21 protein-coding genes are annotated in these 26,354 nt (G+C 42.5%); 19 read left to right on the top strand and 2 right to left on the bottom strand.

Going from position 1 to position 26,354, the window contains the following annotated elements:
- The first annotated feature begins 287 nt into the window (after nt 1–287).
- The gene (secA, locus tag LJE11_RS11605; protein WP_118572057.1) at nt 288–2,864 is read left to right on the top strand and encodes a preprotein translocase subunit SecA; all 2,577 of its coding nucleotides are present in this window, start codon (nt 288–290) and stop codon (nt 2,862–2,864) included.
- 281 nt (nt 2,865–3,145) lie between these two features.
- Entirely contained in the window at nt 3,146–4,612 is a 1,467-nt protein-coding gene (locus tag LJE11_RS11600; RefSeq protein ID WP_227295998.1) for a sodium-dependent transporter, read from the top strand.
- 129 nt (nt 4,613–4,741) lie between these two features.
- Here the strand turns inward: LJE11_RS11600 and LJE11_RS11595 are convergent, their stop codons facing one another.
- Nucleotides 4,742–5,602: a helix-turn-helix domain-containing protein gene (locus tag LJE11_RS11595; RefSeq protein ID WP_118572059.1), complete on the bottom strand. Its 861-nt coding sequence runs from the start codon at nt 5,600–5,602 to the stop codon at nt 4,742–4,744.
- Between the two features lie 617 nt (nt 5,603–6,219).
- On the opposite strand from LJE11_RS11595, the gene dapF reads away from it, so the two are divergent.
- The 8 genes from dapF to LJE11_RS11555 all read left to right on the top strand — a co-directional run bounded on the left by dapF (nt 6,220) and on the right by LJE11_RS11555 (nt 16,535).
- The gene (gene dapF, locus LJE11_RS11590) at nt 6,220–7,068 is read left to right on the top strand and encodes a diaminopimelate epimerase (RefSeq protein ID WP_055054012.1); all 849 of its coding nucleotides are present in this window, start codon (nt 6,220–6,222) and stop codon (nt 7,066–7,068) included.
- A gap of 237 nt (nt 7,069–7,305) precedes the next feature.
- Nucleotides 7,306–8,416, top strand: a protein-coding gene (gene prfB / locus LJE11_RS11585; protein WP_227295996.1) for a peptide chain release factor 2 whose coding sequence is annotated in 2 segments (ribosomal slippage) — nt 7,306–7,380 and nt 7,382–8,416 — 1,110 coding nt in all. Because the reading frame shifts where the segments join, the coding sequence is not laid out codon by codon here.
- A 168-nt stretch (nt 8,417–8,584) separates the two neighbouring features.
- Nucleotides 8,585–9,040 carry an ACT domain-containing protein gene (locus tag LJE11_RS11580; RefSeq protein ID WP_227295995.1) on the top strand — a complete coding sequence of 152 codons (456 nt, stop codon included), beginning with the start codon at nt 8,585–8,587 and terminating at the stop codon, nt 9,038–9,040.
- A 6-nt stretch (nt 9,041–9,046) separates the two neighbouring features.
- Nucleotides 9,047–10,261, top strand: a complete 1,215-nt coding sequence (locus LJE11_RS11575; protein ID WP_025578840.1) for a homoserine dehydrogenase — start codon at nt 9,047–9,049, stop codon at nt 10,259–10,261.
- A gap of 163 nt (nt 10,262–10,424) precedes the next feature.
- Entirely contained in the window at nt 10,425–11,633 is a 1,209-nt protein-coding gene (locus LJE11_RS11570) for an aspartate kinase (protein ID WP_062808119.1), read from the top strand.
- A gap of 14 nt (nt 11,634–11,647) precedes the next feature.
- The gene (locus LJE11_RS11565) at nt 11,648–12,730 is read left to right on the top strand and encodes a DUF975 family protein (protein ID WP_227295993.1); all 1,083 of its coding nucleotides are present in this window, start codon (nt 11,648–11,650) and stop codon (nt 12,728–12,730) included.
- Nucleotides 12,731–12,915: 185 nt separating this feature from the next.
- A complete protein-coding gene (locus LJE11_RS11560; protein ID WP_227295991.1) occupies nt 12,916–14,196 on the top strand; it encodes a M28 family metallopeptidase in 1,281 nt (426 codons plus the stop codon).
- A gap of 179 nt (nt 14,197–14,375) precedes the next feature.
- On the top strand, nt 14,376–16,535 hold the full coding sequence (locus LJE11_RS11555) for a Tex family protein (protein ID WP_173702983.1): 2,160 nt from the start codon (nt 14,376–14,378) through the stop codon (nt 16,533–16,535).
- 87 nt (nt 16,536–16,622) lie between these two features.
- Here the strand turns inward: LJE11_RS11555 and LJE11_RS11550 are convergent, their stop codons facing one another.
- Nucleotides 16,623–17,516 (bottom strand): LysR family transcriptional regulator, encoded by an 894-nt coding sequence (locus LJE11_RS11550; RefSeq protein ID WP_008706289.1) that lies wholly within the window; start codon nt 17,514–17,516, stop codon nt 16,623–16,625.
- A gap of 163 nt (nt 17,517–17,679) precedes the next feature.
- Between LJE11_RS11550 and LJE11_RS11545 the strand changes: the two genes are divergently transcribed.
- From LJE11_RS11545 to LJE11_RS11505, 9 genes are all read left to right on the top strand, one after another.
- Nucleotides 17,680–17,913, top strand: a complete 234-nt coding sequence (locus tag LJE11_RS11545; protein ID WP_020993651.1) for an HPr family phosphocarrier protein — start codon at nt 17,680–17,682, stop codon at nt 17,911–17,913.
- A gap of 28 nt (nt 17,914–17,941) precedes the next feature.
- Nucleotides 17,942–18,235, top strand: a complete 294-nt coding sequence (locus LJE11_RS11540) for a DUF1294 domain-containing protein (RefSeq protein ID WP_020993650.1) — start codon at nt 17,942–17,944, stop codon at nt 18,233–18,235.
- Between the two features lie 330 nt (nt 18,236–18,565).
- The gene (locus LJE11_RS11535; RefSeq protein ID WP_118331220.1) at nt 18,566–19,426 is read left to right on the top strand and encodes a mechanosensitive ion channel family protein; all 861 of its coding nucleotides are present in this window, start codon (nt 18,566–18,568) and stop codon (nt 19,424–19,426) included.
- A gap of 391 nt (nt 19,427–19,817) precedes the next feature.
- Nucleotides 19,818–21,428 carry a glutathione ABC transporter substrate-binding protein gene (locus LJE11_RS11530; protein WP_020993649.1) on the top strand — a complete coding sequence of 537 codons (1,611 nt, stop codon included), beginning with the start codon at nt 19,818–19,820 and terminating at the stop codon, nt 21,426–21,428.
- Nucleotides 21,429–21,640: 212 nt separating this feature from the next.
- Nucleotides 21,641–22,561: an ABC transporter permease gene (locus LJE11_RS11525; RefSeq protein WP_025578853.1), complete on the top strand. Its 921-nt coding sequence runs from the start codon at nt 21,641–21,643 to the stop codon at nt 22,559–22,561.
- 13 nt (nt 22,562–22,574) lie between these two features.
- The gene (locus LJE11_RS11520; RefSeq protein WP_118566665.1) at nt 22,575–23,474 is read left to right on the top strand and encodes an ABC transporter permease; all 900 of its coding nucleotides are present in this window, start codon (nt 22,575–22,577) and stop codon (nt 23,472–23,474) included.
- Between the two features lie 12 nt (nt 23,475–23,486).
- Nucleotides 23,487–24,476, top strand: coding sequence for an ABC transporter ATP-binding protein (locus tag LJE11_RS11515; protein WP_118572063.1), 990 nt, complete (start codon nt 23,487–23,489; stop codon nt 24,474–24,476).
- A gap of 3 nt (nt 24,477–24,479) precedes the next feature.
- A complete protein-coding gene (locus LJE11_RS11510; protein ID WP_020993647.1) occupies nt 24,480–25,454 on the top strand; it encodes an ABC transporter ATP-binding protein in 975 nt (324 codons plus the stop codon).
- 101 nt (nt 25,455–25,555) lie between these two features.
- Nucleotides 25,556–26,317 (top strand): DeoR/GlpR family DNA-binding transcription regulator, encoded by a 762-nt coding sequence (locus tag LJE11_RS11505; protein WP_118572064.1) that lies wholly within the window; start codon nt 25,556–25,558, stop codon nt 26,315–26,317.
- Nucleotides 26,318–26,354: the final 37 nt, after the last annotated feature.

The following is a 26,354-nucleotide window of genomic DNA, read 5'->3' as shown; positions in this document are numbered from 1 at the left end:
AATCTGGAATGAATTTTGGCTACGTTACTGTGAACGGAGTGAACAGTAACGTAAATTTTGGTGACTCCGTAATTTTCTTGGTTTGTTCATGAAAAATTCATTGTTTTCCATAACGGAAAGTGTTAGAATATACAAGTATTGTGTATTATAGTAAGCGTTTGTAATGTTCGCATGCTGCTGACATGTCTGCTGTGGACGGAGTGAACAGAAATTATTCCGCACAGTAGCAATTGTTATATGGCAGCAATGCTTGTATAAAAAAGAAATAAACAGGAGTAAAACCTAATATGAATATGTTTTCAAAAGTATTCGGGACCCGCAGCCAGCGAGAGGTTAAGCGTATCATGCCTCTGGTTGAGAAAATTGAGAGCCTGCGCCCGGACATGCAGAAGTTAAGCGACGAAGAACTCAGAGGAAAAACAAGAGAATTTAAGAAACGTCTTGAAGAGGGAGAGACACTGGATGATCTGCTTCCTGAGGCATTTGCGGTTGTACGTGAAGCAGGCAAGCGTGTTCTTGGAATGGAACATTTCCGTGTGCAGCTCATTGGTGGTATCATTCTCCATCAGGGACGTATCGCAGAGATGAGAACAGGTGAAGGTAAAACACTTGTCGCCACACTTCCGTCATATTTAAATGCACTGGAAGGTAAAGGTGTGCATGTCGTAACAGTCAACGATTATCTGGCTAAACGAGATGCGGAAGAAATGGGAAAGATCCATGAGTTTCTTGGCCTGACAGTCGGTGTTGTTTTAAATGATATGAAGCAGGACGAGCGTCGTGCTGCATACAACTGCGATGTTACCTATGTTACGAACAACGAACTCGGTTTCGATTATCTTCGTGACAACATGGTTATCTATAAAGAACAGCTGGTACAGAGAGATCTGCACTACTGTATCATCGATGAGGTCGACTCCATTCTTATCGACGAGGCACGTACTCCTCTGATCATTTCCGGACAGAGCGGTAAGTCAACCAAGTTATACGAGGCCTGCGATATCCTTGCTCAGCAGTTAGAGCGCGGTGAAGCCAGCCATGAGATGACCAAGATGGCAGCCATCATGGGTGAAGAAGTTATCGAGACAGGTGACTTCGTTGTAAATGAAAAAGATAAGATCGTAAACCTCACAGAGCAGGGCGTTCATAAGGTTGAGAAATTTTTCCATATTGAAAACCTGGCAGATCCGGAGAATCTGGAGATTCAGCATAATATTACACTTGCACTTCGTGCCCATAACCTGATGCATAAGGATCAGGATTATGTAGTTAAAGATGATGAAATCCTTATTGTTGATGAATTCACCGGACGTATCATGCCGGGACGCCGTTACTCAGATGGTCTTCATCAGGCAATCGAAGCGAAAGAGCATGTTAAGATCAAACGTGAGAGCAAGACTCTGGCAACCATCACTTTCCAGAACTTCTTTAATAAATATGATAAGAAGGGCGGTATGACCGGTACAGCTGTCACAGAGGAGAAAGAATTCCGTGATATCTATGCAATGGACGTTGTAGAGATCCCGACTAACAGACCGGTTATCCGAGTTGACCATGAAGATGCTGTTTATATGACAAAGAAAGAGAAATTCAACGCAGTTGTCAATGCTGTAGTGGAAGCTCATGCGAAACAGCAGCCTGTACTGGTCGGTACCATTACGATTGAAACTTCCGAGCTTCTCAGCCGTATGCTGAAGAGACAGGGAATCAAACATAATGTATTGAATGCCAAGTTCCATGAACTTGAGGCAGAGATTGTCTCACAGGCAGGTCAGGCAGGAGCAGTTACGATCGCCACTAACATGGCTGGTCGTGGTACAGATATCAAACTGGATGATGTGGCAAGAAATGCGGGTGGTCTTATGATCATCGGTACAGAACGTCATGAGTCCAGACGTATTGATAATCAGCTTCGCGGACGTTCCGGACGTCAGGGAGATCCGGGTGAATCCCGTTTCTATATTTCCCTGGAAGATGACCTGATGCGTCTGTTCGGTTCTGAGAGACTGATGAAGATCTTTACATCCCTTGGTGTTGCAGAGAATGAACAGATTGAGCACAAGATGCTTTCCAATGCAATTGAGAAAGCTCAGGAGAAGATTGAGTTTAACAACTTTGGTATCCGTAAGAATCTTCTTGATTATGACCAGGTAAACAATGAACAGCGTGAGATCATTTACAAAGAACGTCGTCAGGTTCTCGACGGTGAGAATATGCGTGAAGCAATCTATAAGATGATCCAGGATACAGTGGATACTTATGTTGATATGTGTTTCTCTGATGATGTAGATTCCGAAGAATGGGATCTGAATGAATTTAACGGTGTTCTTACTCCGATCATTCCAGTCAGACCGCTTACAGCTGAGAGTGTAAAAGGCAAGAAACGCGATGAGATCAGACATGAACTGAAAGAAGAGGCAGTGAAGCTCTATGAAGAAAAAGAAGCAGAGTTCCCGGAACCGGAGCAGCTTCGTGAATTAGAGCGAGTTGTACTTCTGAAATGCATTGACAGCAAGTGGATGGATCACATTGATGATATGGAAATCCTTCGTCAGGGTATCGGACTTGCTGCTTATGGACAGAGAGATCCGGTTGTTGAATATAAAATGAGTGCATTTGATATGTTCAACGAGATGATCACATCCATTCAGGAAGATACTCTTCGTATGCTGTACCATGTACATGTAGAGCAGAAGATCGAGCGTGAACAGGTAGCTAAAGTTACCGGAACAAACAAGGATGACAGTGCCGGTCCTAAGAAACCGGTTCAGAGAAAAGAAATCAAAGTATATCCGAACGATCCCTGCCCATGTGGAAGCGGTAAGAAATACAAACAGTGCTGTGGACGTAAGAATAAGGCCTGACTCGTTTATCTCAGTTGAGAAGATTCCCATTTCTGTAAGTGGTGAGTTCATTACTACAGAGCGGGCAGTAATGATTTTGTAAACAGAACATTGTGAGCAGATCATGTCTGCTGCAAAATAAAAGGGCTGAATCATGAGGCCCTTTTATCGTGCGCAAAAACACGTTAACGCGTTGAATTGACAAATTGCGAATATCTGTCTGAACTGTTCAGTACATCCACAGCTATGTGATTATGATTGATGAACAGTCACATAACAATTCCGTAAAGGGGGAAAACAGTATGAAAAGAGAGTCTTTCGGCTCACGTCTTGGTTTTATCCTGGTGTCAGCAGGATGTGCCATCGGTATTGGAAATGTGTGGAAGTTTCCGTATATCTGTGGGGCATATGGAGGCGCAGCCTTTATCCTGATCTACTTATGCTTTCTGGTTATTCTGGGTATTCCGGTTCTGGTAGCAGAATTTGCGGTAGGACGGGGAAGCCACACAAGTGTTGCGAAATGTTTTGACAAACTGGCACCTGCAGGAAGCGGCTGGAAGCCATTGAAATTTATTGGTATTATTGGATGTTATATGCTGATGATGTTTTACACAACAGTAGGAGGATGGATGATCTACTATTGTGTGAAGAGTCTGCGGGGAGATTTCGTTGGAGCGACTCCGGAAGCAGTAACACAGTCTTTTTCCGATATGCTGGGAAATGCACCGACGATGATGTTATGGATGGTGATCATCTGTCTGATTGGATTTGCAGTCTGTTTCATGGGATTGCAGAATGGTATTGAAAAAATCTCCAAAGTAATGATGAGTGCACTGCTTATCATTATGGTGATCCTTGCGGTTCATTCAGTAATGATGGAAGGCGCGGGAGAAGGAATCAGCTTCTATCTGATTCCTGATTTTCAGAAGATTAAGGAAGCAGGAGTTGGTAATGTAGTATTTGCGGCATTGAGTCAGTCATTCTTTACATTATCCATTGGTATTGGTGCCATGCTGATCTTCGGAAGTTATCTGGACAAATCCAGAAGCCTTACCGGAGAGGCGGTAAGCATCACCGTACTCGATACTTTTGTTGCGCTGACAGCAGGATTTATCATTATTCCGGCGTGCTTCTCCTATGGAATCCAGCCGGATGCAGGTCCAAGCCTTATCTTTATCACTCTGCCCAATATTTTTGCAAAGATGAGCGGAGGGGCTTTGTGGGGAAGTCTGTTCTTCCTGTTTCTGACATTTGCTGCGGTTTCAACGATCATTGCTGTATTTGAGAACCTGATCGTGTTTAATATGGAACTGTTTGGCTGGAACCGTAAAAAGAGTGTTGTTGTCTGCGCAGTTCTTGTTATGATCTTAAGCATTCCATGTGTGCTTGGATTCAATGTACTTTCCGGATTCCAGCCATTCGGAGATGGAAGCAACATCATGGATCTGGAAGACTTTATTGTTTCTAATAACCTTCTTCCTCTTGGAAGTCTTGGTTACCTTCTGTTTTGTACCAGAAGGAACGGATGGGGATGGGACAATTTCATTGCAGAGGTGAATGCCGGTACAGGCATGAAATTCCCGAAATGTCTGAAAAATTATGTTGCCTATGGAATTCCGGCGATTATCATTGTGATCTATCTGAAAGGTTACTATGATAAATTTGCAGGTCTGGGAACAGCAGCACTGGCCGGATGGATGATCGTGGCACTGGTACTGCTGGGATTCGTATTCTACTGTGCGACAGCGAAGAAGAAAGTGAAACAGTAAGCGGAGCGCGAATATCTGCCCGACCTGCGAACAATAAAAGATGTAATTATGTCTGAGAAGAAAGATTCTTTCAGATATGGTTACATCTTTTTTGTGTTATGGAATTGTTGTGTAAAGGTAGTGGAGGCATTATTTTAGAGGAGTGCTATAATGAGGCAGTTCTTCGCTGGGGTTGGTTTTGAACTGTTTACGGTATGCCCGGGAAAAAGTGCTGTATTCTGCGAACCCGCTTTCCTGTGCTGCTTTTGTCACAGGCATTCCATTTGAGATCAGAGTACGTGCCATAAGAAGCCGCTTGTTTACAATATAATTATGAAGGGTATAGCCGGTTTCTTGTTTGAACTTCCGCATCAGATGGTACTTGCTTACATAATATCTGGCAGAAAGCGTTTCTACAGACAGATCTTCTTTCAGATTGTGGTTGATATACTGAAGGATACTGGCAATCTGCGAGTCAAAGGTGTAGGATTTTTTATCAAAAATGTACTGCTTTTCCAGAAAGATACGGTTCAGATAAACCATAAACTGAAGAAAAAGTGACTGTGTCAGGATTTCCCTTCCATATTCATCGGATTTTGCAGAATTTTCCAGTTCAAACAGGATGTCTTTCATCTTTTCCTGAAGAGCAGAGTTCAGACGTACCAGATTATAGCTTCGGTCATTTGCTTTCTGGAAGCATTTCAGCAGTTCCTGCCAGGGAATATCGTTTTGGATCCAGAGAATGAAACGTTCATATGGAACAGATGGATCAATCTCCGGGCGGTGGATGGCATGGCGGTTTACCAGAAGAATGTCCCATGGTTTCAGTTGATAAGCTTTTCCTTCTATATGATAAGCAGCCTTGCCGGAGATGAAGATAACTACCTTGTGAAAATCATGATAATGGTAAGAGAATTCCTTTCTGGTCTGGTCTTTAAGATGAAAAAGTCGGAATTGTTCGTCCAGGTATCCTGTTTTTTCTGTCTGATAGAACTGTTCTGATAATAACATATCTGCCTCCGATATCTGCAATGATTATTTAATCGAATCAAGCAAGTCCCCTGTGGAGATTGTGAAAAGAAATAAGCAGTGGAAAGCAATAAGCGGAGGGAAAAGTTTGATTCATGGTATAATCATATCATTTAATGCGCAAATGTACAATTATTACTAAGAATGTAACAAATAGTAACGAATATATTTTATAATTTCTGAGAAAATATGCTACAAAGATATTGACATTATTACACGATAATAGTATCATACAATTACAAAGTAATCGTAAAAACTTTGTAACTATTTCGAAATAGGGTAAAGAAATAGAAAACTGAACAGAGAGGAGTGATGCTGCTGTAAGGCTGTTATATCAGAGAACTGATATAATGGTCTTTTTTGTAACACTTACAGAGCATTTTTTGCAATGTTTTAAGCATTTTACTCTATATACATGGTAAAAACAATAAAATATAATGAATATAAAGTCAGGATGTGATATGAGAAAATTACCTGACACAAAATTTAATCAGACAAGTGGCAAAGTGAGTTGGAAAGATTGCCCGACAATTGATTATCGATGCAGATACAAAAGCGGGAAGTATCCGGGATTATAAATCAGAAGGAGAGATATGGTTATGGCAAATACAATTATTATGAGTAAATATCAGGGACTTGGAAATGATTATCTGATTCTTGATCCGAAGAAAAATCAGGTACAGCTTCAGGGAAAGAAGATTGCACTTCTCTGCCAGAGAGGATTTGGGCTTGGTGCTGACGGTGTGCTCTATGGACCGGTAGAAATTGATGGGAAATTGGGTGTGCGTATTTTTAACGCAGACGGAAGTGAATCTGCCATCAGTGGAAACGGCGTGCGTATTTTTGCCAAATATCTGATGGATAATGGATATATTACTGAGAAAAAATTTGACATTGAAACTATGTCAGGCACGATTCATGTGGAATGCCTGAACAGCCGGGCAACGGAATTTAAAGTAAACATAGGAAAACCATCTTTTATCTCCAGCGACATCCCTGTTTCCGGTGAAGTTCGTGAAGTAATTAAGGAGAATTTCGTATTCCATGGAAAAGAATACAAGGCTACCTGCCTGACAGTTGGTAATCCACACTGCATTATTTTTACAGACAATGTAAGTGCAGAAGCTGTAAAGAATCTGGGACCTTATGTGGAAAATGCAGATGAATTTCCGGAGAGAATGAACCTTCAGATCTGCCGTCAGGTCGACAAGGGAAATCTGGAGATTGAAATCTGGGAAAGAGGCTCCGGATACACAAAGGCTTCCGGAACAGGAAGCTGTGCGGCGGCAGCGGCAGCCTATAAGCTGGGGCTGGTGGAATCCCGTATTAATGTAAATCAGCCGGGCGGAATGATACAGATCGATATGGAAGAGGACGGAACTATCTATATGACAGGAACAGTGGGATATATTGCAGATATAAGTGTTGCAGAGAGCTTCTTCTCATAAATTACACAGACTTTATGCGTAATTCAGTGTAAAGTATGATTACCCACAGTGTGAAATGATTGTTACGATAAATGATCATTTCACGCTGTGGGTAATTCTTTGTTTGTAATTTGCTTAAAGATATGGTATTATTTTAAACGAATTATTTACTAGGACTGCTATAATCTATAGCAATTCAGTCGGTTATCCACAGGGAGTCCGACAGAGAATATTTATAATAAGAAAGTGGGTGAAGCTGTGGTTGAATTAGACCAGTTCAAGAGCATTCTTGCGACTTATACAGAACCATTAGTGGAAGTGAGGGATTCACTTTGACCTGGCTAACAAAGAGCAGAAGGTCGAAGAATTAGAGCGCGAAATGGAAGCGCCTGATTTCTGGGATGATGCAGAAGTTTCCCAGAGGAAAATGAAAGAATTAAAAGACATGAAAGATGACATGGAGACCTATCAGAATCTGGTTACACAGATGGAAGATATGGAAACCATGATCGAGATGGGATATGAGGAGAACGATCCTGCACTGATTCCTGAGATTCAGGAAATGCTGGATGAGTTTCAGAAGGATTTTGACAATATCCGTATCAAGACACTTCTCTCCGGAGAATATGACAGTGAGAATGCTATCATTAAGCTGAATGCAGGTGCAGGCGGAACAGAGGCCTGTGACTGGTGTGGTATGCTTTACCGTATGTACAGCCGTTGGGCAGATAAGAAAGGATTTACCCTGGAAGTGTTGGATTATCTGGACGGCGATGAGGCAGGTATCAAATCGGTTACTTTCCAGGTAAACGGAACAAATGCTTACGGTTATCTGAAATCAGAGAAGGGAGTTCACCGTCTGGTGCGTATTTCTCCTTTCAATGCAGCAGGTAAGCGACAGACATCTTTTGTATCCTGTGATGTTATGCCGGATATCAAGAAGGATCTGGATGTAGAGATCAATGACGATGAGATCCGTATTGATACTTATCGAAGCAGTGGTGCCGGCGGTCAGCATATCAACAAGACATCATCTGCCATCCGTATCACACATTATCCTACCGGAATCGTGGTACAGTGTCAGAATGAACGTTCTCAGCACATGAATAAAGATAAAGCCATGCAGATGCTGAAAGCCAAGCTGTATCTTCTCAAGCAGCAGGAGGCAGAGGAAAAACTCTCCGGTATCCGCGGTGAGGTGACAGATATCGGATGGGGAAATCAGATCCGTTCTTATGTTATGCAGCCATATACCATGGTAAAGGATCATCGTACAAACGAGGAGACCGGAAATGTGGATGCAGTACTTGACGGAGGAATTGATATTTTCATCAATGCATATCTGAAATGGATCGCACTGAAGAAATAAAAGAATAAAAAAGGCTGTCTGAAATCAGGACAGCCTTTTTCGTGTTGAGGCATAATGATTTTACACAATGATTCAGCAGAATATATTTCTTGCGTATTTTTGTGTGGTGTGATAATATATCCAGTGTGTAAAAACAAATGTCTTTAAAGAACGGACAGGTAAATTGATATGCAGAAACCAGTAACAGAGAAAAAGAAATATTTTGTAGTGAGGGAACGAGCAGTTCCGGAAGTCCTGCTGAAGGTGGTGGAGGCAAAGAAGCTTCTGGACTCCGGCAAAGTGGACACTGTACAGGATGCAGCAGAGCGCACAGGAATCAGCAGAAGCTCTTTCTACAAATACAAAGATGATATTTTTCCATTTCATGAAGAGACAAGGGGAAAGACGATCACCTTTATTATCCAGATGGACGATGAACCGGGGCTTTTGTCGGTTGTCCTGCAGACGATTGCACGGTTTCATGGAAACATTCTCACCATTCATCAGAGTATTCCTATCAATGGGATTGCCACACTTACTCTGAGTGTGGACATTCTTCCGAGCGAGGGGGATGCAGAAGCAATGGTAGAGACGATTGAACAGAATGAAGGAATTCATTATCTGAAAATATTAGGCAGGGAGTAAAAGAAAATGATCAATGTAGCAATTTTAGGATATGGCACAGTTGGAAGCGGTGTATTTGAAGTATTAAATGAAAATAAAGAGAGCATTTCCAGACGTGCCGGACAGGAACTTCATGTAAAATATGTTCTGGATCTTCGTGATTTTCCGGGACAGCCGGTAGAGAAGGTTCTGGTCCATGATTATGAACAGATCGTCAGTGATCCGGAAGTAGATATTGTAGTAGAGGTTATGGGCGGTGTGGAGCCTGCTTATACTTTTGTAAAGAAGGCACTTCTGGCAGGAAAAAATGTCTGCACTTCCAATAAGGCTCTGGTTGCAAAGCATGGCCGCGAGCTGATGGATATTGCAAAGGAAAAGAGCATTAACTTCTTATTTGAAGCAAGCTGTGGCGGCGGAATCCCGATCATTCGTGTCATCAATTCTTCCCTTACAGGAGATGAGATTGACGAAGTAACAGGTATCCTGAACGGAACTACCAACTACATGCTTTATAAGATGAGCACAGAAGGCTGTGAATTTGACACTGTATTAAAGGAAGCACAGCAGAAGGGTTATGCAGAGGCAGATCCTACTGCCGACGTGGAAGGATACGATGCATGCCGTAAGATTGCAATCCTTTCCTCTCTTGCTTATGAGAGATATTTTGATTTTGAAGATATTTATACAGAGGGAATTACAAAGATCACACCTGAAGATATGGAGTATGCTGCGAAGCTTGGCAGAACCATCAAACTTCTTGGAACCAGCCGCAGACTGGCAGATGGAACCTGTTATGCAATGGTAGCACCGTTTATGCTCGGTCAGAACAGCCCTCTTTACAGTGTAAATGATGTGTTTAATGCAGTATTTGTACATGGAAATATGCTTGGAGATGCCATGTTCTATGGAAGCGGTGCAGGTAAACTGCCTACAGCAAGTGCTGTAGTTGGTGATATTGTGGATGCCGCAAAACATCTCCATGTTAACATTGTGACAAACTGGAACAGCACTCCGGCAGTACTGAAACCACTGGATGAAGTGACAGGAAGATTTTTTGTGAGAATTAAAAAAGAAGCAGCAGAAGAAGCGAAGAAGGTATTTGGTGATGTTGAGATCATCAGCCTGGGACAGCTTCCACAGGAATGTGCATTTATCACTGATGAAATGACACAGGGAGCATTTGAAGAGAAACTGGCTCAGATCGGAGATCAGGTACTTGCAAAGATTCGAGTTAAAGATTGATAAACTGACAGATTTCGTGTATCATATAGTGTGCCTGATAAGGTGGACACTGATACAATACTTCAGATAAATATTTGTACAGTGATTACTGTAAACAGAACAGGAAAGGGAAGATATGAGAATCTTCTCTTTCCTGTAAACTTATTATGGAGGAAGTAAAACAATGTTGATTGTCAAGAAATTTGGCGGTACATCGGTTGCAAATAAAGAACGTATCTTTAATGTTGCCAACCGCTGTATAGAAGAGTACAGAAAAGGAAATGACGTGGTTGTCGTTCTGTCCGCAATGGGGAAATATACGGATGAACTGATCACTATGGCAAGGGATGTCAATGAGAAACCGCCGAAAAGAGAGATGGATATGCTCTTTACCATCGGAGAACAGATGTCTGTTGCACTGATGGCAATGGCGATGGATAAACTGGGAGTTCCTGCGGTTTCCCTGAATGCTTTTCAGGTTTCCATGCATACGACAAGCAGTCATGGAAATGCACGTTTAAAAAGAATTGATACAGAGCGTATCAGAAGAGAGCTGGACAGCAAAAAGATTGTAATAGTTACCGGCTTCCAGGGAGTTGACAAGTATGATGATTATACGACTCTTGGAAGAGGCGGTTCTGACACAACAGCGGTTGCTCTTGCGGCTGCTCTTCATGCAGATGCCTGTGAAATCTATACAGATGTAGATGGTGTTTATACAGCAGATCCGCGTAAGGTTCCGAAAGCAAGAAAGCTCAAAGAGATCACTTACGATGAAATGCTTGACCTTGCGACTCTCGGGGCAGGTGTGCTTCACAACCGTTCTGTGGAGATGGCGAAGAAATATGGCGTGCCGCTTGTGGTACGTTCAAGTTTAAACAACAGTGAAGGAACTGTGGTAAAGGAGGAAGTTACAGTGGAGAGAATGTTGATCAGCGGTGTTGCGCTGGATACAGATGCAGTGAGAATTGCGGTAATCGGATTAAAGGATGAGCCGGGTGTAGCTTTTAAATTATTTGATACCCTTGCGAAGAAGAATATTAATGTAGATGTGATCCTGCAGTCTATCGGACGTGCGGGCAGAAAGGATATTTCCTTCACAGTAGATGGAAATGATCTGGATGATGCAGTTGCAGTTCTGGATGCAAATCAGGCAAGACTTGGATTTGCAGAGCTTCATTCTGAGAGAAATATTGCGAAGCTTTCCATCGTAGGTGCAGGAATGATGAGTAATCCCGGAGTAGCTGCAAAGATGTTTGAGAGCCTCTATAATGAGGGCGTAAACATCAACATGATTTCTACATCCGAGATTCGTGTGACAGTTCTGATCAATGAAAAGGACGGCGTGCGCGCAATGAATGCAGTACATGATGCCTTTGGTCTGGCAGACTGATTTAGGAGAATTACATGACATCGAGACGTGAATTAAAAAACTATGCGAAGCAGGCCATGTCAGGAAAATATGGGATACTGATCCTGGCATTTGTTGCAGTTCAGGCACTGGCTCTGATCAGCAGCATGATATCCTCGGCTTTATTTCCGGGAGAGAAAACAATTGATATTGTGTTGTCGTATGCATTTACATTTATTCTGACTCTGCTGATCAATGTGGTAGCGGCAGGTATGAATTATATGTATCTGAATATTGCCAGAGGGAAAGCATATTCATTGAATGATTTGTTTTATTTTTACAGACATCACCCGGACAGAGTGATCGTTGCCGGATTTTTTATGGCAGTACTGAATCTGCTTACCATGCTGCCCTATACGATTTACAGTAATGCGAATCTTCCGGGTGAAGATGCTTCTGTGGAGGTGCTGATCACCTGGCTGTATACAGGTGTTGTTCTGATGATCGTTGGAATGATTGTTTATCAGATTCTGGTCATTCCTCTGGAGATGACTTATTATATTCTGGCAGATAAGCCGGAATTGAAAAGTACAGAGGCTATGAAAGAGAGTCTGGAGATGATGCATGGAAACTTCGGAAGATATCTGATGCTGAAGATAAGCTTTATCCCATTGATGTTTCTTTCTGTTTTTACATTCTATATTGCACTTTTGTGGATATTTCCATATATGGCCATGACAGAAGTAATGTTCTATCGTGATCTGACAGGGGAGCTTAAAGTGCAGAAAGAGGAAGAAGAACGTGTGGCACGAGACTATGTGAATCCTATGTTTGACAGTTATTCACAGAGTGAACAGCCACAGGAAGATCAGACGCATCCGCAGCAGTTCTGGAGTGTGACAGGTGATTCATCAGTGGCTTCGGATGAGAACAAAGAAGTGCAGAATAATGCAGCAAGTGAGAATACCCAGGATAGTTTGTATGGTTCTGTGGAAAATAATAGAACGACACAGGATAACCCATATGATTCTTCAGAGAGTAAAGAAGTACAGGACAGCCTGCAGAGTCAGACAATTCCGGAAGAGGAAGAAGATAACGAACCAAAACCATGGGATGAATACTTCAATAGCTTGAAATAAAATCATAATATGAAAGACCTTTAACTGACACAATGTAAAAATGTTGATAAAGGTCTTTTTTATTTTTATTAATTTGGTTTTACTGAATTTTCTCATTTATAATGGTGGAAAAAGCTTATACGTAAATGGTATAATAGGAATAATTGCTGGTAGCATAAATATATTTGAGGAAGGTTTTTACAATTATGAACACAAATGAAATCAGTGGAAAACGTCAGATGGAGTTTCTGGCGGAGTTTGATTATATCAGAGAGGCAGGAACTGTAGGAGAGGAAAAAGCAGCAACGATTATTCAGGAAACATTGAATAGTTTTGGTGTGGAGAACCATCTGGAAGAGTTTTGTTTTGAAACTTTTCAGGTAAAAAAGGCGAAGCTTACGATAACGGAACCATATGCAAAAGAATACATCGTAACCGGATGTGGAAGATGTTCCAATACAGATGAGAATGGACAGAATGCATCTTTTTTGTATGTGGAGAATGCTGATGAGATCAGCCTCACAAATGCCAGAGGAAAAATCGTCATGGTAAATGATCCGGTAAGAAAGGAACTATACCAGAAGTTGGCGAATTCAGGTGTGGCAGGCTTTATCAGCATTGCCGGTTCTCCGCTGGACGAGGGCGTGGATCTGACGCCGCGCGCATACAGTTTGCCGAAGAATCTGCCGGGTGAAGAGAAAAAAGCAGCCGGGAAAGAAGCGGCAAATTATGACAATAGAATTCCGGGTGTAAGCATTCATTATAAAGATGCTGTCGAATTAGTGACAAGAGGGGCGGCTAAGGCCTGCCTGTCTGTAGAACAGGAGACAGTGGCACGTACATCCCGAAATGTAGTGGCACGAATCAAAGGAACAGATAAAGCAGAGGAGATCCTGACTCTTACTGCACACTATGATTCCGTACCAGAGGGGCCTGGTGCTTACGATAACATGTCTGGTGCCGCGATCATCATGGAACTTTGCAGATATTTCAAAGAACACAGACCACGCAGAACAATGGAATTCGTATGGTTTGGTGCAGAAGAGAAAGGTCTGCTTGGAAGTCAGAACTATATTAAAGAACATGAGTCAGAATTGCAGGCTCATCGTTTCAATATGAATGTAGACCTTGCGGGACAGCTTGTGGGCGGAACGGTTGTAGGAGTGACAGGTGATGCGTCAATCTGCAATATGATCACATATATGGCTCATGAGACAGGAATCGGCATGTCTACAAAGAATCAGATCTGGGGAAGCGATTCTAACACCTTTGCGTGGAAAGGTATTCCGGCTATGACATTAAACAGGGATGGATTTGGCATGCATACACGTCATGATACCATTGCACTTCTGTCGGACTGGTCGTTGGAGAGAAGCGCGATCTTACTGGGATATATCGCGGACAGACTGGGAAACATCGAAATTTTTCCGTTTGAACGGAAAGTGCCGGAAGAGTTTATCAGACAGCTGGATGAATATTTTGGCTAATGTTATTCCGGCAGTATGTATCATATTGGCAGAATCAATCCCACACTTGACAAATGAACGCCAGATTGATACCCTATCACAAGAGCGTTTTTTATGCTATAGAAGAAAAACAATGTGGATGCAAGGGTCAGTTACACGCATCTGCATTCTGAAAAGCAACAAGAGGAGATAAAAAATTAATGGATATTATTCAGGTAATCACACAGGAATTGAAGGTGGAGAAATGGCAGGTAGAAGCCGCAGTCAAATTAATTGACGAAGGCAACACCATCCCATTCATTTCCCGATACAGAAAAGAAGCAACAGGTTCCCTTAATGATGAGCAGCTTCGTGCACTCTTTGAGAGACTGACGTATCTGAGAAATCTGGAAGATAAGAAGAATCAGGTATTAAAGAGCATCGAAGACCAGGGCAAGCTGACTGAGGAACTGAAGAAACAGATTCTGGATGCCCAGACACTGGTTGTAGTAGAGGACTTATACAGACCATATCGCCCGAAACGCCGTACCCGTGCGACAATTGCCAAAGAGAAAGGGCTGGAACCACTGGCAGATATCATTCTTCTGCAGATGACAGACAAGCCGGTAGAAGAGGAAGCCAGGGCATACGTCTCCGAAGAAAAGGGTGTTAAGAATGTTGCAGAAGCATTGAACGGAGCTAAAGATATTATTGCAGAGCGTATTTCCGATGAAGCAGACTATCGTATCTACATTCGTAACCTGACAATAAAGAACGGAAGTATTTCTTCCACAGCAAAGAATGCGGAAACTCAGTCTGTATATGAGATGTATTATGAATTCGAGGAGCCGGTCAGGAAACTGGCAGGACACCGTATTCTTGCGTTAAATCGTGGTGAGAAAGAGAAATTTATCACTGTTAAAGTAAATGCACCGGAGGAAGACATCCTTCGTTATTTGAATAAGAGAGTGATCAAAAAAGACAACCCGAATACAACTCCGATTCTGAAAGCAGTTGTAGAAGACAGTTACAAACGTCTGATCGGACCGGCTATCGAACGAGAAATCCGCAGTGACCTTACTGATAAGGCAGAAGACGGCGCGATCCATGTATTCGGCAAGAATCTGGAACAGCTTTTGATGCAGCCTCCAATCGCAGGCAAAGTCGTACTTGGATGGGACCCTGCGTTCCGTACAGGCTGTAAGCTGGCAGTTGTAGATGCAACAGGTAAAGTTCTGGATACAACAGTTGTTTATCCCACAGCTCCGACTACTGAGAAAAAGATCCGTGCTGCCAAGGATACAGTGGAAGGTATGATCGAAAAATACGGTGTATCCCTTATTTCAGTAGGAAACGGTACAGCATGTCGTGAATCCGAGCAGGTGATCGTAGATATGCTCAAAGAAATCCCGGAAAAAAAGGTACAGTATGTTATCACAAATGAGGCAGGAGCATCTGTGTATTCTGCAAGCAAACTGGCTACAGAGGAATTCCCGAACTTTGATGTAGGACAGAGAAGTGCGGCTTCCATTGCAAGACGTGTACAGGATCCGCTTGCAGAACTGGTTAAGATCGATCCGAAATCTATCGGTGTGGGTCAGTATCAGCATGATATGAACCAGAAGAAACTGGATGAAGCATTAAGCGGCGTTGTAGAAGACAGTGTAAATAAAGTTGGTGTAGATTTAAATACAGCATCTGCATCTCTGCTTGAGTATATTTCTGGTATCAGCAAAGCAATTGCCAAAAATATCGTAGCTTACAGAGAAGAGAACGGTCAGTTTACAGACAGAAAAGAACTTCTCAAAGTAGCGAAATTAGGACCGAAGGCATTTGAACAGTGTGCAGGTTTCATGCGTATTTCCGGTGGAAAGAATCCTCTGGATGCAACAAGTGTACATCCTGAGAGCTATGAAGCAGCATCTGCACTTCTTTCAAAACTTGGATATAAGCCAAATGATGTTGTGGCAGGAAATCTCCTTGGACTTTCCCTGCAGGTAAAAGACTATAAGAAGATGGCAGCAGAACTGGGAATCGGTGAGATCACACTTCGTGATATTGTAAAGGAACTGGAGAAACCGGCCCGTGATCCTCGTGATGACATGCCGAAACCGATCCTTCGTTCAGACGTTCTTGAAATGAAAGATCTGAAAGAAGGAATGGTGCTAAAGGGAACTGTCCGTAATGTTATTGATTTCGGTGCATTTGTAGATATCGGTGTACATCAGGACGGTCTGGTGCACATTTCCGAGATGACAGAGAGATTTATCAAACATCCTCTGGAAGCGGTGAGTGTAGGGGATATCGTAGATGTAAGAGTAATCGGAGTTGATATGAAGAAAAAACGTATCAGCTTATCCATGAAAGGATTAAATAAATAACATCAATAAAACAGGGATTACCACTGCAGACCGGATATCTGCAGGAGTGATCCCTGTTTTTTGGGGTACTGCTGTCTGCAGTAACAGTTATTCTGTTTCCCGGTGTGATGTGAGGTGTTCTTCAAGGCTGCGTGCTGCAATGCTCTGTGGCCTTTTTACATTGCGGATCAGACAGATCTTTCGTTCAGGAAGAGGCTCTTCAATGGGAATCTGGACGATTTTCCCCTGAGCAATATGTTCAGCAGCAAGCTCTTCAGGGAAGAATCCGATTCCCAGGTTGTGCTGCACCATAGGGAAGATCTGGTCAGTAGTTGCCACTTCCATATCAGGTGAGAAGGGAAGGTTATGGCGCATAAAATACTGTGTATATAATTCTCTTGTACTGCTTCCGGGAGCAATCCCGATCAGAGGGATATCCTGCAGATCCTGAAGACAGTGTTTGTTGGAAGCTGTTTCCGCATATTCCTCTCCGCCTATAAGGATCTCGCGGAAAGAATAGAGGGGAATTCTCTGAAGCGGTTTTTTCAGGGCGACAGGTGTGGTAACTACTGCAAAGTCTACCAGACCGTTTTCCAGTGCCTGAACTGCCTGTGGTGTGGAATGATTAGAAATCCTCAGCTTTACATGTGGATAACGGTGATGAAAGACTTCCAGTTCGTTCAGCAAGAATAAACGCAGTGCGATTTCACTGGCACCAATATTTACAAGTCCGCTTTCCAGACCTTTATCTTTGAGAAGTTCATTTTCTCCTGATACAAGCTGTTCTATTGCAATTGATACATGTTCAAAAAGTCTTTCTCCTTCAATGGTCAGCTGTACTCCGCGATTGGAACGGATAAAAAGTTTACATCCCAGTTCATTCTCCAGAATGTTCATACACCGGGTAATGTTAGGCTGATTGTTTCCCATAACGTCGGCTGCTTTGGAAAAACTCTTATACTGGGCAACATAGTAAAAAATACGATAATAATCAAGAATCATGATACAGTCGGCTCCTTATGCTATATAAAAATAGAATATCTGATATAGAAAAATAACGTTTGTATATCAATGTGTGAATCAGTATAATACGACTGGGTCAAAAAATCAATATAAAAGTCCTGACAATAGGACGGAGACCAAAAGGGAAGGGAGATTACCGAATATGACAACAGCAAATAAGACAATTAAGATTAATGACGTAGAGGCAGCAAAGAAACTGGTCTGTGCGGCAGTCAGATGTCCATTTGATATTGACATTGTATCTAAAGGAAAAATTTTTATTGATGCCAAATCTATTCTCGGAGTATTAAGCCTTGATGTGGAAGAACCTCTGGAACTTAAATATGATGGTTATGATGAGGATTTTGAATCAGTGATAGCAGGTCTGGCATGTTAAGATTAAAGAAAGGAATTCGCAGGTGCAGATGACATCTACAAATCTTCTATATATTTATGTGATTATCATTAATGTAGTCACATTTTTTATCTATGGCTTGGATAAAAGCAGGGCAAAAGCCGGACAGTGGCGCATACCGGAAGCGCAGCTGATATTTCTGGCGGTGATCGGAGGGTCGGTGGGAGCTCTGGCCGGTATGAAGGTATTTCATCATAAAACAAGAAAGCCGAAATTTAAGACAGGAGTTCCGGCGATACTGATTATTCAACTAATTATTTATTTTTTGTTTTCGGGAAATGAGGGGATTATTCTGCGCTTATAGCAATCCTTATAAATAAGGCATATTGATTTTAGCTCATCAGAGCGTGAAATCCTGTGTCAGTAAAGCGGATATATTGTCCGCTTTCTTTTTTTGCCCGGATTATGGTATTGCTATAAGTAGATAAAATTGATTGTTACAGAGAACGAGGTATGTTATGCTACTCTTATATGAGAATTGCGGGAGTTGCTTTGGATGCAGAGCAATTCGCAGATATCAAGGCAGGGGAAAGACATCTCTTAACCCTGATATCATATGAAAAGCTGTCTGTTAAGTGAAAGAAGGACAGAAAAATAATACATGACAAAAATATAAGAGAGCAGGTGAAAAATATTGGACCAGGAAATTCAGGAGGCAAAAAGTTTATATTACAGCTATAAGCAGTATTTTTCAGACTATCTTCCGGCTTTGACGAAACTGGGGCTGAAAGTAGTAATGGCATTGCTGGTATTTGTGGGCGGGCGCAAAGTGATCCAGTGGTTTGTTTCTTTCATAAAGAAGTCCATGGAGCGTGCGTCTGTAGACAAAGGTGTGATCCAGTTTACAGGGTCGCTGTTGAGAATTGTACTTTACATTTTGCTGGTATTTAGCATTGCCACTCATTTTGGTGTAAAGGAATCCTCTATTGCAGCACTGCTTGGTACTGCCGGTGTAACGGTAGGTCTTGCATTGCAGGGCGGCCTTGCAAATATCGCAGGCGGGATCATGCTTCTGATCTTCAAACCATTTCAGGTGGGGGATTATATCATTATCGCACAGCAGAATGGGTGCGAAGGAACTGTATACAAAATAGAAATCTGTTATACAACTCTGATTTCCATAGATAACAAACACATTGTAATCCCAAATGGAACGCTGTCCGGCAGCATTATTACAAATGTAACTGCCAGAGATCTTCGTAAGCTGGAGATCAAAGTAGGAATTTCTTATGATTCAGACATTAAGAAAGCAAAAGCAATCCTAGAAGAAATCCTTCATAATGATGAAGATACGAAAGACGACCAGGGAATGGTGGTGTTTGTAGATGAGCTTGGAGAGAGCGCAGTGGTCATGGGCCTGCGTGTGTGGGTGGCTACGGAGAAATACTGGCCTGCCAGGTGGCGGCTTAATGAACTGATCAAAGAAGCATTTGATGCAAACGGAATTGAAATCCCGTACAATCAGTTACAGGTTCATGTGAAGAAACAGATATGATAACAACATAAGTCCTCTGAACCAACTATAAGGTTTAGAGGATTTATTGTTTGTACAGATTATAGCCAAATAATACCAAACAAGAATAAATAATCCTTGATCGATGGTGATTTATACCAATTTCACTGTCAGATATTGGTATAATACCACCAAAATAATATAAAATACGACAAAATAATTGACAATAGGACAACAGATTGCTATACTGGAGTCAAGTTAAACAACTAAGTGTTTTTATGAAGATGCAAAGGCGCATGTAAGTAAATGGATTGCTGCACGATTTTTATACATTGCAAAGACGCAAAAATATAAAAACACTTTTTTTGTACCCAAAATTAACTTCGTGATTGTAACTAAGTAACAATGTACAGAAAGAAAAGGAGAGAAAACTATGAAAATGTACAAAAAAGTTATGGCAGCAGCTCTTGCAGGAGTAATGACAGTTTCCATGTCCGCTACAGCATTTGCAGCAGATGATGACGGCTATATTCTCAAAGCCACAAATGAAGATTCCAAATCATCCGACAATGATCTGGTGATCGCAATCGAAGGAAGCGTAAGCTCCATGGATCCGGCAAACATTCCGGATACAAACGCAATCTCTGCTACACGTGGTGTATACGAGACACTGGTTTCTTTTGATGAGAACCAGGAATTAACAGGCAAACTTGCTGAATCATGGGAAGTTTCCGATGACTCTCTTACTTATACTTTCAAACTTCGTCAGGGCGTTAAATTCCAGGACGGAACAGACTTCAATGCAGCAGCAGTTAAAGCAAACTATGATCGTGTAGTTAACAAAGACAACAACCTTCGTCAGAGAAGAACATTTATCGTAACTAACGAAGACGGATCTGAAACACCTCGTGTAGACAGCATTGAAACACCGGATGATTACACACTGGTTATCAAACTGACACAGGCATGGGCACCATTTATCAACCGTCTGACACAGTTCTGTATCATCAGTCCTGCAGCTCTTGAAGAGTATGGCAATGATATTATGAATCATCCATGCGGAACCGGCCCATATGTATGTACAGAATGGGAAGAGGGAGACCACACAAGCTTTAAGCGCAATGATGATTACTGGGGAGACAAACCGGGCGTTGACACTGTAACAATCAAAGAGGTTCCGGAAGCGGGTGCACGTACAGCTATGCTTCAGACAGGTGAAGCAGACTTCATCTATCCTACACCGTCTGACCAGATTGAAGCAATCAAAGGAACAGACGATGTAAACATTCTTACAACAGACTCCAACATCATGAGATATGTAACTCTGAACATGGATCTGGAACAGCTTTCTGATGTAAAAGTACGTCAGGCTATGAACTATGCGATCGACAAAGATGCATACATCCAGTTAATGTATTCCGGATACGGAAAACCAGCTACATCTGTAGTTCCATCTATCATCGGCGGATATGAAGAGCAGGAAGCTTACACATATGATGTAGACAAAGCAAAAGAACTTATGAAAGAAGCCGGATACGAAGACGGATTCAAACTTACTCTGTGGGGCGATAACACAACACAGGAAATCAAAGGTATGACATTTATTTCCCAGCAGCTTGCTCAGATCGGTATCGAAGTTGACGTTCAGCCAATGGAGCCTGCAACTGTAAGTGACAAGATTTATGTTGACAAAGAAGATGCTGAGATCAATATGTGGTATGTAAACTGGTCTGCATCTGACTTCACAATGGATGGTTCTTTACGTTCCCTGCTTTACAGCACAATGTGCCCTCCTACAAGTGCAAACACAGCATATTTCAACGATGCTGATTTTGATAAAGATATGGATGAAGGTCTTGCAACAGCTAACGAAGAAGAACAGGCTAAATACTATAGCGATGCTCAGAAGATCGCATGGGAAGCATGCCCATGGTTATTCCTTGGCAATGACCAGATCATCTATTCTACAAAATCTTATCTGTCTGGCGTATATGTATCTCCGGATGGAGCATTTAACTTCGCAAATGCAACTTTAGCACAGTAGTAATTTGTTTGAGAACAGGCTGCGAAGAACATAAATCTGGCTGCCTGATCTGAAATTGCAGCAATTCCATAAAAATACTGCCGATACAGCAGTGTGAATACAGGACAAGGATGTTCAAACCGGAGAACTGCCATAAGATTCACTATGGCAGTTCTCCGACTATAAAGCATCAAATATAAACAACAGGTAAGAAAATGATAAGGAGGAAAAATATGGGACGTTATTTAGGTAAACGTTTGATAAGCACGATCCCGCTGCTTCTGGTTATCTCATTCGTAGTATTTATGTTTATCCATATGATTCCCGGTGATCCGGCAAGACTGGTAGCCGGTCAGGATGCAACAAAGGAAGATGTGGCAGTTGTACGTGAACAGCTGGGACTGGATGAGCCACTATTTGTACAGTATGGCAAATATATGAAAGGTCTTTTTACAGGAGATCTGGGAAACTCTATCAAAAACGGTAAAACCGTAGCAGAGACAATCGCACCAAGACTGAAACCAACTATCATGCTGACATTCTCATCCATGATATGGGCTGCGATCATCGGTATTGCAATCGGTATCATCGCTGCCGTATTTCATGGCAGAATTCTTGATTATGTAGGTATGATCATAGCAATCGCAGGTATATCTGTTCCAAGTTTCTGGTTAGGTCTGGAATTAATCCAGCTTTTCTCAGTAAGCCTGGGATGGCTTCCAACCAGTGGACTGGAAACCTGGAAGAGCTACATTCTTCCATCACTTACAATGGGAGCAGGAATCATGGCCGTACTTGCCAGATTTTCCAGATCTTCCATGCTTGAGACCATGCGTGAGGACTATGTGCGTACCGCACGTGCCAAAGGTCTTTCTGAATCACTGGTTGTTATGCGCCATGCATTTAAGAACTCTCTGATCGAGATCGTAACAGTAGCCGGACTTCAGATCGGTGGTCTTCTTTCCGGATCTGTTATGGCAGAGACAGTATTCTCCATTCCTGGGCTTGGACGTCTTCTGGTAGACTCCATCCAGATGAGAGATTACAAAGTTGTTCAGGCATTACTTCTGTTCTTTGCTACAGAATATATCCTGATCAACCTGATCGTAGATGTTCTTTATGGCGTGATTAACCCAAGAGTACGTTATGAGTAGAGGAGGAGAGAAGATGGCAGATAAGAACACAACATCAAACATTAACCTTGCTGCTGCCGAAGAACTCCCTAAGGCACAGAGCAAGTTCAAAGAATTTGTCAAGAAATTCATAAAGAGAAAAACAGCAGTGATTTCTCTGGCATTTATAGTTTTTATTATCTTAATGGCAATTATCGGACCGTATGTAGTTCCGTATGATCCGCAGGCACCGGATTACACAGCTATGATGCAGGGGCCAAGCGCAGCCCACATCTGGGGAACCAATGAATACGGACAGGATGTTTTCTCCCGTCTGATGGTTGGTACCAGACTTTCTCTTACATGCGCGCTGACAGCGACGATCATTGGTACGGCTATCGGTGTTGTTCTCGGACTGATCGCAGGTTTCTACGGCGGAATTATCGATTCCCTGATTATGAGATGCTGTGATGTACTTTTCGCTTTCCCTGATATCCTGCTGGCTATCGCAGTTGTTGCCATCATCGGACAGGGTATGGTAAACGTTATGATCGCAGTTGCGGTATTTACAGTGCCGTCCTTCGCACGAATCATACGAAGCGCGACGATTTCCGTAAAGCAGGCTCCTTATGTAGAGGTTGCCCGTTCCCTGGGATGCTCAAACACAAGAATCCTGTTTGTACATATTTTCCCTGGTACGATTCAGTCCATGATCGTTAACTTTACCATGCGTGTAGGTACTGCGATCCTTGCTGCATCATCCTTAAGCTTCCTGGGATTCGGTGCAAACGTCACAGAGCCTGACTGGGGTTCCATGCTTTCCACAGGACGTAACTATCTGAATACAGCTCCTCACATGGTACTGTTCCCTGGTATTCTGATCTTCCTTACAGTTCTGGCATTCAACCTGCTGGGCGACGGTCTCAGAGATACCCTGGATCCAAAGATGAACTAGGAGGAAGAAACCATGGCAGAAAAATTATTAGAAGTAAAGAATCTCCGTACGGAGTTTAAAAGAGATAAAACATGGGTGACAGCAGTTAATAATGTAAGTTTCTCCATTCAGCCGGGTGAGATTCTTGGTCTGGTAGGAGAGTCCGGATGCGGTAAATCCGTAACTTCCCTTTCCATTATGAAACTTCTGGCACGTAACAGTAAGATTTCCAACGGTGAGATCCTGCTTAATGGCAAGGATCTTCTCAAAGAAGATAAAAAAGGCATGAGAAAGATCAGAGGACGTGAAGTTGCCATGATCTTTCAGGAGCCGATGAACTCTCTGAACCCATGTATGAGAATTGAGAAACAGCTGACAGAAGCAATCCTGCTCCATAACAATTTCTCAAAAGAAGAAGCGCACAACAGAGCATTCGAAGTACTGAAATCAGTAGGTATCCCTGAACCGGATATGACATTAAAGAGTTATCCGCACCAGCTTTCAGGCGGTATGTGCCAGCGTGTTATGATTGCTATGGCAATGTCCTGTGAGCCGGAGCTTCTCATCGCGGACGAGCCGACTACAGCCCTTGACGTTACCATTCAGGCACAGATCCTGGAGCTGATGGAGGAGATCAGGGCAAAGAAGAATACAGGCATTCTGATGATCACACATGACCTTGGTGTTGTCGCTGAAATGTGTTCCAGAGTTGTTGTTATGTATGCCGGCCGAATCGTAGAAGAAGCGCCTGTGCAGGAACTTTTTGCAGATCCGAAACATCCATATACACAGGGGCTGATCGGTTCTGTACCGAAACTTGGAAGTGGTGTGGAATCTCTTCCGTCCATTCCGGGAAGCGTACCGGATCTGTCCGTAATGCCGAAAGGATGTAAGTTTGCACCGAGATGTAAATATGCAATGGATATCTGCCATCAGCAGGAACCGGAGCTTGCAGATATCAACGAAGCAGGAACCAGAAAATGCAGATGCCATCTGCTCAACAAAATCGGAAAGGAGGCGTAACCTGTGAGCGAGCCGTTATTATCAGTAAAGAATATGAAGAAAACATTCCAGGCAAACGGAGGAATGTTCAGCAAGAAGAAATTTGTCCATGCGGTAAATGACGTATCTTTTGATATTTATCCGGGTGAAACTTTTTCGCTGGTAGGCGAGTCCGGCTGTGGTAAATCCACGACAGGTAAACTGATCGATCATCTGATCACACCTGACTCCGGTGAAATCTGGTTTGAGGGAAAAGAAATCTCCAAACTTTCAGAGAAAGAAATGCGCCCGTTACGTTCAGATATCCAGATGGTTTTCCAGGATCCATACGGTTCCCTGAATCCGAGAATGAAAGTTCAGGATCTCATCGGTGAGCCACTTCTGATTCACACAAATATGAGTGCAGGCGAGCGTCTTAAGAAAGTGCATGAACTTTTGGGAACAGTAGGTTTAAGCCCATCACACGGAGAACGTTACCCACATGAATTTTCCGGTGGTCAGCGTCAGCGTATCGGAATTGCCAGAGCACTGACTGTACAGCCAAAGCTTATCATCGCAGATGAGCCGGTATCAGCGCTGGATGTTTCTATCCAGGCGCAGGTATTAAATCTTCTGCAGCAGTTACAGAAAGACTTTAATCTTACCTATTTGTTCATTTCCCATGACCTGAGTGTCGTTGAGATGATTTCAGACAGGATCGGTGTTATGTATCTGGGTACGATCGTAGAGACAGCTCCGAAGAAAGAACTGTATGCAAACCCGAGACATCCATATACAAGAGCACTTCTTTCAGCAGTTCCGATCCCGGATCCGGAAGTGAAGAAAGAGCGTATTACTTTAAAAGGTGATCTTCCAAGTCCGAGTAATCCGCCAAGTGGATGCCTGTTCCATACACGCTGCCCACATTGTACAGAAAAATGTAAGACACAGGTGCCGACACCTGTTGAAATTGCACCGGGTCATATTGTAAAATGTCATTATCCGGAACTTACAGAATAGGAATTCCGAAATAACAATATTACACCTGAAGATGAACAGTGAAGAAAACAGGATTCACTGAAAGATACAGGTTATCATGAATGGATGAGGAAAGAGGGGCTATGTTTACTGAGGAAAGACAAAGCGCAATAGAGAAATGCCTTCGTGAAAATGGAAAAGTCAAGGTTAAGGAATTGAGTGAAATCTTTCAGGTCACAGAAGACTGTATCCGAAAAGATCTTAAGACTCTTGAAAACGCCGGTAAGTTAAAGAGAACCTACGGCGGCGCAATCCTTTCACAGGATTATCCGCTGAAGAGAGACGTAGTAGACAGACGCCAGTTTAACCTTGACAAAAAGAGAACAATTGCAGCCAAAGCATTTAAACTGATTAAGAATAACGAAACGATTTTCCTTGATATTTCTACCACAAATATCGAACTGGCAAAGCTTCTTGCCACGTCAAATATGCGTGTGGTAGTGGTGAGCAATATGATAGATATCCTGCAGATCCTTGCCACAAATCCGTCTATTACTGCAATCGGTACAGGGGGAACAATGTACCAGACAGTAAACGGATTTATGGGAGCTGCAACGATAGAAGTGATTAAGCAGTATAGCTTTGACCGTGCATTTATAGGAAGCTGCGGTGTGGATATGACTGATTGTGCAATTACTACATTGGGGGTAGAGGACGGATTGACAAAGAAAGCAGCCGTGTACAGCAGCAGACATAAATATGTTGTTATGGAAAAGGATAAATTCTATTTCAACGATTCCTATAAATATGCATACTTTGATGATATCAGCGGAATTGTTACGGATGAATTTCCAGATGATACGATCGTGAGTACACTGGAGAGAGCAGGGGTGAAATTGTTCTGATACAGGTAGGTCTTCGGGGGACTTATCTGATCTGGTT

The sequence above is a fragment of the Blautia sp. DFI.1.216 genome (genome assembly GCF_020594215.1).
GTDB classification, from domain to species: Bacteria; Bacillota; Clostridia; order Lachnospirales; family Lachnospiraceae; genus Blautia_A; species Blautia_A wexlerae.
The sequence above is the reverse complement of the archived record's forward strand: the minus strand, read 5'-3'. Positions and strand labels throughout refer to the sequence as shown.